This is a genomic window from Aurantibacter sp. UH7, from assembly GCF_056839165.1.
Map to the genome: position 1 here is coordinate 3418479 of NZ_CM166388.1, position 14527 is coordinate 3433005.

The 14527-nt window shown below is 33.2% G+C and carries 12 protein-coding genes; 3 read left to right on the forward strand and 9 right to left on the reverse strand.

All coding sequences use genetic code 11. The features are described 5' to 3' along the window. Positions 1 to 8: 8 nt before the first annotated feature. Both UH7x_RS14550 and UH7x_RS14555 read right to left on the reverse strand, forming a co-directional pair. Positions 9 to 1889 (reverse strand): ABC-F family ATP-binding cassette domain-containing protein, encoded by a 1881-nt coding sequence (locus tag UH7x_RS14550; protein ID WP_482360650.1) that lies wholly within the window; start codon positions 1887 to 1889, stop codon positions 9 to 11. A gap of 5 nt (positions 1890 to 1894) precedes the next feature. After that, positions 1895 to 3064: a lipoprotein N-acyltransferase Lnb domain-containing protein gene (locus UH7x_RS14555; RefSeq protein ID WP_482360651.1), complete on the reverse strand. Its 1170-nt coding sequence runs from the start codon at positions 3062 to 3064 to the stop codon at positions 1895 to 1897. Between the two features lie 99 nt (positions 3065 to 3163). On the opposite strand from UH7x_RS14555, the gene UH7x_RS14560 reads away from it, so the two are divergent. Beyond that, positions 3164 to 3889, forward strand: coding sequence for a CDP-alcohol phosphatidyltransferase family protein (locus UH7x_RS14560; RefSeq protein ID WP_482360652.1), 726 nt, complete (start codon positions 3164 to 3166; stop codon positions 3887 to 3889). Between the two features lie 166 nt (positions 3890 to 4055). Further along, a complete protein-coding gene (locus tag UH7x_RS14565; RefSeq protein ID WP_482360653.1) occupies positions 4056 to 4397 on the forward strand; it encodes a DUF1801 domain-containing protein in 342 nt (113 codons plus the stop codon). Positions 4398 to 4410: 13 nt separating this feature from the next. On the opposite strand, the gene lptB is transcribed toward UH7x_RS14565, so the two are convergent. The 3 genes from lptB to UH7x_RS14580 form a co-directional block, all read right to left on the reverse strand. Then, positions 4411 to 5151: an LPS export ABC transporter ATP-binding protein gene (gene lptB, locus UH7x_RS14570; RefSeq protein WP_482360654.1), complete on the reverse strand. Its 741-nt coding sequence runs from the start codon at positions 5149 to 5151 to the stop codon at positions 4411 to 4413. A gap of 113 nt (positions 5152 to 5264) precedes the next feature. Further along, entirely contained in the window at positions 5265 to 6119 is an 855-nt protein-coding gene (gene tatC / locus UH7x_RS14575; protein WP_482360655.1) for a twin-arginine translocase subunit TatC, read from the reverse strand. Continuing rightward, positions 6119 to 7084 carry a KpsF/GutQ family sugar-phosphate isomerase gene (locus UH7x_RS14580; RefSeq protein ID WP_482360656.1) on the reverse strand — a complete coding sequence of 322 codons (966 nt, stop codon included), beginning with the start codon at positions 7082 to 7084 and terminating at the stop codon, positions 6119 to 6121. Before UH7x_RS14580 ends, tatC begins: the two co-directional genes overlap by 1 nt. A 241-nt stretch (positions 7085 to 7325) precedes the next feature. On the opposite strand from UH7x_RS14580, the gene UH7x_RS14585 reads away from it, so the two are divergent. After that, positions 7326 to 9518 (forward strand): RecQ family ATP-dependent DNA helicase, encoded by a 2193-nt coding sequence (locus tag UH7x_RS14585; protein ID WP_482360657.1) that lies wholly within the window; start codon positions 7326 to 7328, stop codon positions 9516 to 9518. A 74-nt stretch (positions 9519 to 9592) separates the two neighbouring features. Here the strand turns inward: UH7x_RS14585 and UH7x_RS14590 are convergent, their stop codons facing one another. The 4 genes from UH7x_RS14590 to rluF form a co-directional block, all read right to left on the reverse strand. Continuing rightward, entirely contained in the window at positions 9593 to 10663 is a 1071-nt protein-coding gene (locus UH7x_RS14590) for a trypsin-like peptidase domain-containing protein (RefSeq protein WP_482360658.1), read from the reverse strand. Positions 10664 to 10688: 25 nt separating this feature from the next. Next, entirely contained in the window at positions 10689 to 11852 is a 1164-nt protein-coding gene (locus UH7x_RS14595) for a type III secretion system chaperone family protein (protein WP_482360659.1), read from the reverse strand. 408 nt (positions 11853 to 12260) lie between these two features. Further along, on the reverse strand, positions 12261 to 13535 hold the full coding sequence (locus tag UH7x_RS14600) for a carboxypeptidase-like regulatory domain-containing protein (protein ID WP_482363613.1): 1275 nt from the start codon (positions 13533 to 13535) through the stop codon (positions 12261 to 12263). 222 nt (positions 13536 to 13757) lie between these two features. Beyond that, on the reverse strand, positions 13758 to 14492 hold the full coding sequence (gene rluF, locus UH7x_RS14605) for a 23S rRNA pseudouridine(2604) synthase RluF (RefSeq protein ID WP_482360660.1): 735 nt from the start codon (positions 14490 to 14492) through the stop codon (positions 13758 to 13760). Positions 14493 to 14527: the final 35 nt, after the last annotated feature.

A 14527-nucleotide genomic window follows, 5' to 3' on the forward strand; every position in this document is an offset into this window, starting at 1 on the left:
TTTCAATTTTATCCTTCCACAATTGCAGAAAGCTCGAACCAGCGTTCTGTTTTTCTTTCAATAGAATCAATTGCCTGTTTTAATTGCATTGAAAGTGTGTCTATTTCATCGCCCTCTAAAGATTCGGTTGAAAAGCGCAGTTGAATTTTTTCCTTTTGTTCTTCAAGTTGTTGAATCTCTTTTTCCAGCTTATTATACTCTTTTTGTTGCGTATATGTGAGTTTGTTGTTTTGGCCGTCGTTTTTCCAAGATTTTTTTGTTTTTGCATCTTGTTTGTCTGCGTCTTTTTTTGCTCTTTCTGCTAAGACTAAACTGGTTTCATAATCGCGATAATCGGAGTAATTACCAGGAAAATCTAAGATTTCACCTTCACCTTTAAAAACAAATAAATGATCCACAATTTTATCCATAAAATAACGATCATGCGATACTACAATTAAACAACCGGGAAAATCTAATAAGAAATTTTCGAGAATGTTTAGGGTAACAATGTCTAAGTCGTTCGTAGGTTCATCTAATATTAGAAAATTTGGATTTTGAATAAGAACCGTACATAAATACAGTCGTTTTCTCTCGCCACCACTTAGTTTGGAAACAAAATCATATTGTTTTTTTCTATCAAAAAGAAAGCGTTCTAAAAGTTGTTGCGCAGAAATTTGCCTTCCTTTTTTAAGCGGAATATAATCGCCAAATTCTTTAATTACATCAATTACTTTTTGGCCTTCTTTTATTTCAATTCCACTTTGAGTATAGTAGCCAAATTTTAAAGTATCGCCAGTAACAATTTTTCCAGCATCTGGCTTATCAATACCCGTAATTAAATTAAGGAAAGTCGATTTCCCTGTTCCATTTTTTCCAATAATCCCAATACGATCTTTTCTTTGAAAGTTGTATTCAAATTGATTCAGAATAGTTTTTCCAGGATAGGATTTTGAAATTTTATGTAATTCCAATATTTTGTTTCCCATTCTGTCCATGTTTATCTCTAACTGAACTTCATGGTCATCTCGTCTTTTACTTGCACGTGCTTTTATTTCTGAAAAATCATCAATACGCGATTTAGATTTTGTGGTTCGTGCTTTTGGTTGGCGGCGCATCCAATCTAGTTCCTTTTTGAAAAGTCGCTTAGATTTATGCAATTCAACATCTTCTTGTTCTATGCGCGCTTCCTTTTTTTCGAGGTAGTAGCTGTAATTTCCTTTATACGAATATAACTGCCCGTTATCTAATTCTAATATTTCATTACAGACACGTTCTAGGAAATAACGGTCGTGCGTAACCATAAATAGCGACAAGTTTTCTTTAGCAAAATATTCTTCTAACCATTCAATCATTTCAAGATCTAGGTGGTTGGTAGGCTCATCTAGAATTAATAGGTCTGGCTTATTTATTAGAGCATTGGCCAGCGCTAACCTTTTCTTTTGTCCGCCGGATAGTTTTCCAACTTTCGCAGATAAATCATCTAGCTTTAATTTAAATAAAATCTGCTTATATAAAGTTTCAAAATCCCAAGCTTGGTAGCGCTCCATGTCTTCAAATGCTGCTTGGTATAGGTCTTCATTTTCTGGGTTTTTCAGCGCCTTTTCATAACGTTCAATAACCTTTAATACTTCATTATCTGAAGCGAAAATAGTTTGTTCAACAGTTAAGTTGGGGTCAAGGTCTGGCTCTTGTTGGAGAAAAGAGACTCTAATATCTTTTCTAAAATTCACCTGTCCAGCATCGGCTGTATCTAATCCCGCTAAAATTTTTAAAATAGAAGTTTTGCCCGTACCATTTTTGGCAATCAAGGCAATTTTTTGATCTTTATTTATACCGAAAGATAAGTCTTCAAATAAGACCAATTCACCATATGATTTTTTAATACGTTCTATTGTGGCAAGATTCATTTGGTTTATTGTTTAGAAGAAAATCTGTTGTATAAAAACAGATAACGTATGATTAATAAAAGCTGTATTGGGATGATTAAAACAGAGAACGATTGTACTTTAAATAACCATAACAAACATGTTATTAGTATAAGTACTACCACCAGAACTAAGTATTTATTAATCCATAAAGGTGGCGTTTTCTTAAGTAAAAAGAATGCTACAAATGTATTTAAAGGAAACAACCAAAGGATGTTATAGTTGTAGACAGTCCAAATATGATCTGTTAAAAACCATAAATAGAAAATAAGTAAGCCATGTAAACCAGTTATAAAGAATAAGATAAAATCAAACCAACGACTGCGTTTATTTTTCTTATAATCTTTTGAGGTTATTAAGGCCGTTATAATAAGAAACAAAAGAAAACAGAAAAGTGGCGAAAGAAAAAAGTTGCTATTTGATTCTTGTTTAATAGAAGCTACTATTTCTGTTTCGTTAAGGCTTAGAGGTTGTTGACCCAGTTTTGATTTAGCCAGTTGTTTACTAACATATTCTGGTAAAAACATATGTTCTTGCGGGGTGGCTTTTCTATCTATTGCCGAACCTAAAGCTAGGTCAATGCCAAATTGACCCCAAGTATTAGTTTTCAAATTCTGCTGCATTAAAGTCCTAAAGGTGTACGTGGTATCAATATAATCGGTATCAAAAATAAGTTGGTCTCCAAAAACATTTTTTTGAACATCCCATATTTTAGTTGCGCAATTATTAAGTAAATAATCATATTTATATACTCGATTTTCTGGCCTGGCATTGTTCTCTAAAAACTGAAATAGCTCATTACGCTGTTTCAAATTAAGATTTAGAACTTGTTCTTTTACCCATCTATTTTCTAATTTATATTCATATAGAAAATCTAAAAAATAACTACGTGCCAATAAATAGTCCATTCTGCCTTGAGAGAATTCATAATAGAATTCCATTCCTCTGGCATCAAAAACACCATAATTATAGACAACATCGATATTTTGAGCCTGATCTTCTATTCTAAAAGCGCTATGGCCGAAGGCAGTGTAAAGTATATCTCCAGGACCACAAGTAAGTACACTAATTTTAGAGGTGGGAGATAGTTGTACCTGTTGCGAATATGCATTGGATACGAAAATTAATAGAAAAATAAGTAGAAAAAATCTCCGCATTACTATTTTATCTGGGTCTAGGCGCAAATATCCGAATAAAATATGGCACTAGACAAAAGCAATGTAATTTGTATTATTTTTACCAAAATCATTTGACAAATGAAAAGACATATTCCTAATTTTATTACACTACTTAATGTTTTTTGTGGATGTGTTGCCACTGTTTTTGCAGTTAAGAATCAGCTTGAGGTTGCTGCAGTTTTTGTTTTATTAGGTATTTTCTTTGATTTCTTCGATGGATTAGCAGCGAGAATTTTGGATGTTAGAAGCGAATTGGGAGTACAGTTAGATTCGCTTGCGGATATGATAACTAGCGGCTTAGTGCCAGGTATTGTAATGTATCAGTTATTGCTGATGTCTGAAACTGGAGGGTGGAATGTTACGACACAAATGCAAAATTTAGAAATTTCAATATTACCTTTTTTCGGTTTTCTTATAACTATGGGTTCGGCATACCGTTTAGCCAAATTTAATATTGATGAAAATCAACAAGATAGTTTTGTTGGATTGCCAACACCGGCAAATGCATTGTTAATTATTTCGTTACCATTAATTATGATATATCATAACAACGAATTTTTAAATGACATTATTCTTAATGAATGGTTTTTGCTAGCGCTAACCATCTTAAGTGCGTATCTATTAAATTCGAATATTGAATTATTTGCATTGAAATTTAAAAAATGGGGCTTTAAAGAAAATGCATTGCGGTATATTTTTATAATAATTAGCATTGTACTTTTGGTTACAATGAAGTTTATAGCGGTACCATTAATTATTATTTTTTACATTTTAAGTTCGGTTATATCGAATATGAAAGCATAATTGCTAATATGTTAATAGCAAACATGTTGACTGTTAGGAATAGGTAAAAGTTGGAAATTTATCCAAATAATATGTTTTGATAGAGTTTCTTAAACCTCCAAAATACGGTGTTAATTAGCCTAGTTGCGCTAATTTTCGTAGCTTTAATGCTTACAATGTTAATGCTATGAATAAAATTAAAGAAGTTACCGATTATATTGCTGGTGCTTCAAGAGAACAAAAAGAGATGCTAAGTACGCTGAGGGAGTTAATAGGTAAAGCTAATCCCGAAGTAGCAGAGAACTTTAAATGGAGTCGTCCCGTTTATGCAACGGAAAAGGATTTTTGTTATCTACAGTTCAATAAAAAGCATGTTAACTTAGGCTTTTTTGAGTTTGAGAATATTGATGATCCTAACAATTTACTTGAAGGAACTGGTAAAGAGATGCGTCATATAAAAATAGAAGACGGTTCTAAATTAAATCCACCTGTGCTTTACAAAATGATAAAGCAAGCTTCAAAGTCTTAAAATCCGAACTTTATTAAGGAGTAACTTTCTTTTTACGTAGTTCAAAGTTTTTACCTAAGTACACTTTTCGCACCATTTCATCTGCAGCGAGGTCTTCTGGCACCCCAGATTTTAAAATACCACCCTCAAACATAAGATAAGAACGTTCAGTAATGGCAAGGGTTTCTTGTACGTTATGATCAGTAATGAGAATGCCAATGTTCTTGTCTTTCAAGTGAGCAACAATAGTTTGAATGTCTTCAACAGCCACAGGGTCAACACCAGCGAAAGGTTCATCTAACAAAATAAATTTAGGATCAGTGGCTAGCGCTCTTGCTATCTCTGTTCTACGGCGTTCGCCACCAGAAAGCAAATCACCACGACTCTTTCGAATATGGCCAAGACTAAATTCTTCAATTAAGGCTTCCATTTTCATGAGCTGTTCTTTTTTGCTCATTTTGGTTAACTGTAAAACACTTAAAATGTTTTTTTCTATACTCAACTTTCGGAATACAGAAGCTTCTTGTGCTAAATACCCAATACCGTTTTGCGCACGTTTATACATTGCAAAATTGGTGATATCCATGTCATCTAAGAATATTTTACCACCATTCGGTTTAATTAAGCCAACAATCATATAAAAAGAAGTAGTCTTTCCAGCGCCATTAGGACCTAATAATCCAACAATTTCACCCTGATTAACTTCCAAGGAAATACCTTTAACAACCCGACGGCCGCTATAGGTTTTCATGATATTTTCTGCTCTTAGCTTCATTTGATGTACCAAGTACAATTTAATAATTAAGAAGTATTGTCTTAAATAAGCCTTATGAATTCTTTTTCAAATCTAAAACATATAATCACAGTTGAAAGAAAATGCCTTATTTTTTAACTTTTTTTGGCACGTTGCGCTTTTAATTTAGCTTCTTGCTTTGCTTGTCTTTTTAAAACTCGCTTAGAGATAAAAATACTTACTTGATATAAAAGCAAAATTGGTAGTGCTACCAAAATCTGACTAACAACATCTGGAGGAGTAACAACAGCAGCAAGAATTAAAACGACAACCAACGATATTTTTCGATATTTTTTTAATATCTCAGGGGTAACTAATCCTACTTTAGTTAAAAAATAAACAATAATTGGAAGTTCAAAAATTAAACCACAAGCAATCACCGAAGTTCTAACCGTTCCAATAAAAGAGGATAAATCAATGTTATTAGTTACCTCTGAGCTTACGGTAAATGTTGCAAGATAATTAATTGAAAGAGGTGCAACTAAATAATAGCCAAACAAAGCACCACTAAAAAATAGAAGAGAAGCACTAAGAATGAATCCTCTAGAATGTTTTCTCTCGTTCGGATGCAGTCCAGGACTAATAAATTTCCACATCTCATAAAGTATATATGGAAAACCTAAAATGAATCCTGCCCAAATTGATGTCCATATGAAAGCAGAAAACTGTCCTGACATTTCACGACTTTGAATAATAATTGGCAATTCATCAGCACAAAAATTAGAGTCAATACCCAAGAATGTACCTACTTTACAAAAGAATCTGTAGGTTGGGAAATCCATGCTTTTAGGCCCAAAAATAATAATGTCGAAGATGAAGTCGCTTAGTAATAATGCAATACATGCGATAATTACTATAGCTAAAGTAGAGCGTATAAGGTGCCATCTTAATTCCTCTAGATGGTCTAAAAATGACATTTCATCTGGAGATTTTGTATTCTTTTTTGCCATTATATGATGCCTTCGTGGATTAGGTTGTGCAAATGTACAACCCCTGAATATTTTTCACCATCTACAGCCAATAATTGTGAGATTCCTTTTTCTTGCATCACTTTTAATGCCTTAACAGCTAAGGCGTCTGCCGAGATAGTTTTTGGTTTTTTCGTCATTATATCTTTTGCTTTCAAACCATTTATGTTTTCATAGTTATTTAGCATTCGTCTAATATCGCCATCTGTAATTATTCCCACAACTTTATTCTCTTTTATTACTGCTGCGGCACCGAGCATTTTTTCAGAAATTTCAACAATAACCTCCCTAATGTCTGCATCATGAGCTATTTGCGGTTTTAGATTTTTTTCAGAAATATCAGCTACCCTTAAGTATAATTTTTTACCAAGTGCTCCACCAGGATGGTATTTGGCAAAATCTTGGCTATTAAATCCTTTTAAATCTAATAAACATATTGCCAAGGCATCTCCCATTACCATTTGTGCTGTGGTACTTGTGGTTGGTGCTAAATTATTAGGACAAGCTTCTTTTTCAACAAAAGTGTTGAGTACAAAATCTGCATGATTGCCTAGAAAGGAATCTTTCTTTCCTGTCATAGCAACCAATTTATTATTGGCACGTTTGATAAGTGGTATAAGCATTTTAATTTCCGGAGTATTTCCACTATTGGATATACATATTACTACATCATCTTTTTGTATGGTGCCAAGATCACCATGTATGGCATCTGCGGCATGCATAAAAATTGCTGGCGTACCGGTAGAATTTAAAGTTGCTACAATTTTATTTGCAACAATTGCACTTTTGCCTATTCCAGTTACAATAACACGACCGTTAGATGAAATTATACATTCTACAATATTTGTAAAATCCTCGTCTAGTAGGGTAGATAGGTTTTGAATTGCTGCCGATTCTTCTAAAATCGTTTTCTTAGCTAGGCTTAAAATTTGTTTTGAATTACTCAAGTATTTTAATTGTGTTCGATTCGCGAATTAATAAAACTATAAAAATATGCGAACATTTTTAAAAGAATGTTTTATATTTATAAGAATGCAAAATTAAGTATTCTATGCGTATACCAAGATAATTGTTATAACCAACTGATTGTCTTCGCACTAGCTGTAATAAAATGATACAAAACCTCTCAAACTATATTTTCCAATTCGTAAGAATTTTATTACTAAATTGTAAAAATAAAACCCCGTTTTGAAGGAAATCGATATACATTCACCATTAAAAAAGTTCTTTGGCTTCAATAAGTTTAAAGGACTACAAGAAAGCGTAATCCAAAACATTGTACAAGGTAATAACACCTTTGTTATTATGCCTACAGGTGGCGGAAAATCACTCTGTTACCAATTACCAGCTTTAATGCATGAAGGCACGGCTATTGTTGTTTCGCCTTTAATAGCATTAATGAAAAACCAAGTAGATGCCATTCGTGGTATATCTTCTGAGTTTGGTATTGCCCATGTTCTAAACTCTTCACTCAACAAAACAGAAGTAAAGCAGGTTAAAGAAGACATTGTAAACGGTATTACTAAATTATTATATGTAGCACCAGAATCTTTAACAAAAGACGAGAATGTTGAATTTCTACAGTCTGTAAAACTATCATTTGTTGCCGTAGATGAAGCCCATTGTATTTCTGAATGGGGTCATGATTTTAGACCTGAGTATAGAAATTTAAGGTCGATAGTAAGTCGCTTAGGAGAAAATATTCCAATTATTGGTTTAACGGCTACTGCAACTCCGAAAGTACAAGAAGATATAATTAAAAACCTTGGTATTACGGATGCTAAAGTTTTTAAGGCTTCCTTTAATAGGCCAAATCTTTATTATGAAGTGCGGCCGAAAACATCACAGGTAGATTCAGATATTATTCGTTTTGTAAAAAAGAATGCTGGTAAATCTGGTATTGTTTATTGTTTAAGCAGAAAGCGTGTAGAAGAATTGGCGCAAGTACTTCAAGTAAATGGAGTTAGTGCTGTTCCTTATCATGCAGGTTTTGATGCAAAAACAAGATCAAAGTATCAAGATATGTTCTTGATGCAAGATGTAGATGTGGTAGTAGCAACCATTGCATTTGGCATGGGTATAGACAAGCCTGATGTTCGTTTTGTTATTCATCATGATATTCCAAAGAGTATAGAAAGTTATTACCAAGAAACGGGTAGAGCAGGTAGAGATGATGGTGAGGGGCATTGTTTGGCGTTTTATGCTTATAAGGATATTGAAAAGTTAGAAAAATTTATGTCTAACAAACCTGTTGCGGAGCAAGAAATTGGTAATGCGTTATTGCAAGAGGTGGTAGCTTATGCCGAGACTTCGATGTCTCGCAGACAGTTTATGCTACATTATTTTGGGGAAGAATTTGATGCTGTTAATGGTGATGGTGCTAATATGGATGATAATGCTAGGAATCCAAAGCCAACTCAAGAAGCTAAAAATGAAGTCGTACAATTAATTACGGCCGTTCAAGAAACTAATGAAAAGTTTAAATCTAAAGAGGTTGTAAATACGCTTTTAGGTAATGTAAATGCCTTAATAACTTCGCATAAAGCTAACGAGAAAGAGGTATTTGGTTCAGGTGCAGACAAAGATAAAGGCTTTTGGATGGCGCTTATACGTCAAGTACTTGTAGCTAAATTATTGAAGAAGGAAATTGAGCAATACGGTATTTTGCATGTTACTGATTTAGGAAGAAAGTTTTTAGAGCACCCCGAATCATTTATGATGACGCATGACCATGCCTATGAAGAAACTGATACTAAAGATATTGTAGGTGTTGAAAAAAGTGGCGGTGTAACAGATGAGAAATTGTTGAAACAATTAAAATCATTGCGAAAAGCACAAGCAGATAAATTAGGCGTTCCTCCTTTTGTTGTATTTCAGGATCCGTCTTTAGATGACATGGCTTTAAAATACCCTATTTCAACAGAAGAACTTTTAAATATATATGGAGTAGGTGAGGGTAAGGCTAGAAAGTATGGCAAACCATTCGTGAAGTTAATTGCAGATTACGTTGAGGAAAATGACATATTGCGACCAGATGATTTAGTTGTAAAAAGTACTGGTGCTAATTCGGCACTTAAGTTGTACATTATTCAGAATGTTGACCGCAAATTGCCTTTAAATGATATAGCTTCTGCTAAAGGATTAGAAATTCCTGAGCTGATTAAAGAGATGGAGCAAATTGTCTTTAGTGGCACAAAACTTAATTTAAACTATTGGGTTGATGAGGTATTAGATGAAGATCAGCAAGAAGAAATTCATGATTATTTTTTAGAAGCTGAATCTGATGACTTAGATGAAGCTATGGAAGAATTTGATGGCGACTATGAGGATGAAGAGCTACGGCTGTATCGTTTAAAATTCATTAGTGAAGTAGCGAATTAATTTGTTAAATCTATAAAAGTAAAATCCCCGAACATAAATTTTTGTTCAGGGATTTTTTATTAATTTTTTTTAGGCTATACCTCCTTAGCCTCAATAGCCATTTCGCAACCGTAGGTATCCATAAAGAAATTGTCTAAATCATCAGCTTTTAGTGCTAAGTTCTTAAGATTTTCTTTTACAATATCGGCACCATCAGTAAAGATATCTGAAAGGTGTACACGATAAGAAATGTAAATTTTGTTATCGCTAACTCCTAAATAGTAAGGGTCAACATTTCTTTGCAATAGGTACTCCATTAATTGCTCAAGATTTTGTTTTGGTAAATTATTTAATGGGGATGTAGCAACAAGATAATCTCGTCTGTAAACGAAAATTCGAATTAGTGCGCTACCTTGATGAAACTCCCAAAAGTCTTTACCCGCTCTACCGAGAACCGGGTTCATTCCCAATTCAGTCAAAGATTCTTCTACAAAATTTGCAAAGTGACCTTTTTCAAATTCTTCGAAAACAGTAATATCAACGTCATTGCCACAGTTTGCGCAGAATTCAGATTCTTTATCTGAGTACGTATCGCAACTATTACATTTTAATCGATATGCATTATCAGCATAAGTGAAATCGGTTAATTCTTTTATTAAGTCGGTATGCTTTATACCGAAACCAACATTATCAGCATTTGTAAATTTCGAAGTTGTAACACCAACGAGATTGCCTGCTTCATTTAACATCGGGCCGCCGGAATTTCCTGGGTTTACAGCTGCATCGGTTTGCAAATAAGCTCTTGATCCCATCGGTTGATTTACGGCTGATACAATACCTTCGGTAACAGTATATGGCATTCCAAATGGGAAACCATGAATGTAGGTCTTGCTCATATTATCAATAGCAATATCGGCCTCTAGCGTTAAATCATCAAAGCTGTTCTCGAAACCATCAATATGTAAAAATGCAAGATCAACCTCAGGATTAACCATTACCACATTTGCTACATGTCTATCTTTTTTATGATCCTCTACTGCTACTACTTTGTTACCGGCAACTACATGGTAGTTTGTAATAACAAAGTTATTACCACTAACTGTGAAACCACTACCTGTACCAGAAGCAGTAATTATTTTAAATATAGATTTTTGAATATTTTCCATGTTTTTTCTTTTTACAATAATTATTTTATCCGAACAGTTTTGAGAATAAACCTTTTTTACCAGATTTCATGTTTGTCTTACCTAATAATAAGCCGTTGTAAGTTTCTAGTAATTTAGGAACTGCTACATGTGGTTCTAATCCTGAAACGCTTTCAAGCACATCATAAATAGCATTCTTTTGATTCTCTTCTAAATTATAATTATAAAGTAAGTATTGGTAGTTGTATTGAAGGAAATAGGAAAGTGCAAAATTGTCGTTATCCTTAAGATATTTATTTACGGTGTTTTCCCAATTTTTAACTTCATCTTGCAAAATTTGAGTTGAGCTTCTCCATTTTAAGGAGATAAATGAATCTGCATGATAAATATCATTCAAAAACTCTTCTTTAGATTTCTCACAAAGTTCTTGCATGAACTTCTTGCCTTTATCAATTCGATATTGAAAGTCTATTTGACCATTGAACATGTTATTAACATACTCTTGAAGTTTGGTTCTTAAGTTACCATGGACATAAGGCATGTTTACTAATTTAAGAATCGATATTACAGTGATATCCCATTGAAAAGCATCTAATCTTTTCTCTTTAAAGAAATCACTATAATTCTTGTAATCTTCTACTATGTTTGAAATTTGCTGCCATACTTGATCTACTTCGCTACCGGCTAATGGTTGTACATTGGCTTCCTTATAAAAGGCAGCTTTGTATTTGTCTACGAATTCATCATCATAATCATCTGCATAAACACAAATTTCACGAAGTATATCATAAACTTTATTAGGCTGACTTAATGCGATAGGCATTTCATATTCAAACCATAATTCTTTGTTGCTCAGTTGAATTTGTGTTAGTGTTAATGGATGAAAGTTTACTTCAGCAATTTTACGGTATAATGCAACCTTATTTGTGTTTTCGGTAACCCTTAAAAATGGAGCTTTTACCACGAATTTATCTTCACTAATTGTTACTAGAATCTCCGCAGAACCTTGACCTTGAGCAATGTTTACAGTATCGCTAGTATCTTTATTTGCTAATATTTCAGGATTTATATAGTTTATTGTTTCTAGTAAAGCATTCCTAAAATCTTTTGCCTCATACGCATCCATCGCTTTGTCCCAATGAGAGACGTCAGTTTTGGGCTCATTAATGCCTTGAATTGGCCTTTGAAATCTGGGTAGTACGTTTTTCATAAGAAGATATTTATGGTTTGTAGTTCGATTTGGTTAAGCTTGAATACTTACTATTATTAGAGAATTTTTTATCCTTCAGTTTATATAAATATTTAGCTCGGGTATAATAAAATGCTATACAACAACGGGAGAGGACTTCATTTATTTTTTAATTCTGGGATACTAGAGTGTCGTTCGTCGAATAAGTTAAAAAATTATAGTATATGTAATGTTTTGCAGGGGTAAGGGAAGCAAGAAATGTTTTTAAGAAGAAATATTTTATTAATGTAGATAATCTTCATGATGCTAAAACAAGAAGATTTGTACTAATATCAGCAATGCTCGAAATTAGAATAAGTAATGTAGTTTGAACCTTGGATTAAATAAACTCAGTATTCTATATAAGGTAAATAAGGGTATAAGAAGTACTTATTGTCCTGTACCTCCACTTGGTTTCGCTCTTTTAAGTTGTCTTTTTATCTTTTTGATAGCAGTCTCAATAGATTTTTCAGGCTCAATAATATTGTGGGCACCCCAAAAATCTGGATCAGCAAAGCCAATAGCCTCATCACTTAATATAATGGACGATTTAATTCGGTCTTTCATTTTAGGGAATTCATCATTTTCGTTCTTTTTCCAATCGGTAACCGCCATTTCACAGGTCATACTATATACTGAATTGAAAAGTTTTTTATCCCAATCAATTTTAAATTCTAATAATACATTACTATATCCGTAATACCATTTGTTGTTTTTTTCGCGATAGTCTACGCGATATGCCACTTCAGTTGGCCATACTTTAGCGTTTCTAGGTTTTCTACGAACAAACATCCGTGAAGCTTCATCTTTATCAGTAATATTTAAGGTGTAAATAGCGCTTGTGAGAATTTTGCGCTCCGCATCTATATATAATTTACCTTGATACAATGGATTAGTAAGATCCTCTCTTTGCATAAAATTTACAATATAAATTAACTTACCATTTACACGCGTAGACCCATCAAACGAATAATTATAATTAGCGATTGACTCTTCTGCAAAAATATAATCAGGGTATTTCATTAAATCAACAAACAAGGCATTAAAAGGCCCTCCCTGTAATTTGAGTGCAACGGTATCTAATTTGTCGTAATCAGTACTTTTTCGAGCCTTGTACAGTTGCACTGCATCCCGTTTTTTAGTAGTATATGGGGTTTTGTAAATGTTGACCACTGCTTCGGATAATGATACATTCTTTTTACGTTTTTTAATCGTTTCTCTGTAAAAAGCTGTCATCAGTGTTGGGTCATCAAAATAATTTTCACCTTTTCTAATGAACGTTTCTCTAACTAATTTTTCTGCATCTTTTGGTACTGCAATATTTACTTCAGAAAGTTTTGTAATAGTTACGCCAAGAAATATCTTATTTCCATCTACTTTTAATTGGGTAAGCGGAATTGTTTTAGATCCATATCCTAAAAAGGATACCAATATGTTGCCATTCTTTACCGCTAAAGGTATTTTAAGAGAAAATTCACCTTCGGTATTACTTATAGTACTAATGTTAGTATTTTCTAGTGCTAAAGTTGCAAATACTAAAGGCTTTTTAGTACTCTCATCTAAAACTTTACCCTTATATTCTTTGAAAGATGTATCGTCTTTTTCTATCCCTGATTGAAAGGCATAGGTGTTTAAACCACCAAGAATCAATAGCACTGTAACCATTAAAATTGTGCTAAATATTGATTTTTTGAACACTATTTTTTTTTGAAAATGTTCCATCATTTATGATTTAAATTTTTGGGCAATAAAAATCTCATTTTAGTAGTGAAAATATTGCCTATGTCTCTAAGTTAGTGAATATTAGGATGAATTACTGTTAAATTTCAACTGAATATATCTCGTAGAGTAGATTGTTGGGGTTAAAAAACTTGAAAGCCCTTTTAATTATGCATCGTGTGTTTTATGAGAATCGGAAACTAAACTTTTAATTTCATCTAGTTCAGCTTTAGTAAGATCACGGTATTTACCAACAGGAATATCTAATTTAACATTCATAATGCGCACGCGTTGTAATTTCTTAACGCGGTAATCTAAAAATTCACACATTCGTCTAATTTGCCTATTAAGACCTTGTGTTAATATGATTTTGAAAGTGTTATTATCAATTTTTTTAACTTCACATTTTCGCGTAACTGTATCTAAAATTGGAACGCCACTCCTCATTTTGCGCAGAAAATGTTCGTTTACAGGTTTGTCAACCTGAACAATGTATTCTTTTTCATGATGATTTCTAGCTCTTAAAATCTTGTTTACAATATCACCATCATTAGTTAAAAAAATGAGTCCTTCGCTGGGCTTGTCAAGCCTGCCAATAGGGAAAATACGTTTCGGATAATTAATAAAATCAATAATGTTGTCCTTTTCAACTCGGGTATCGGTGGTGCAAACAATTCCAATAGGTTTGTTAAAAGCAATATATACAGGCTTTTCAGTTGGTTCTGAAATTAACTCGCCATCAACATGTACCTCATCACCATCAGAAATCTTGGTTCCCATTTCTGGCACTTTTCCATTAATTGTGACGCGACCTTGATCAATTAATTTATCTGCCGCGCGTCTCGAACAATAACCAACCTCGCTAAGGTATTTGTTAATTCGGGTTAGTTTGGGTTCACTCATAAAAGTTGACGTATCAGTTCTTGATGAATGGCAAA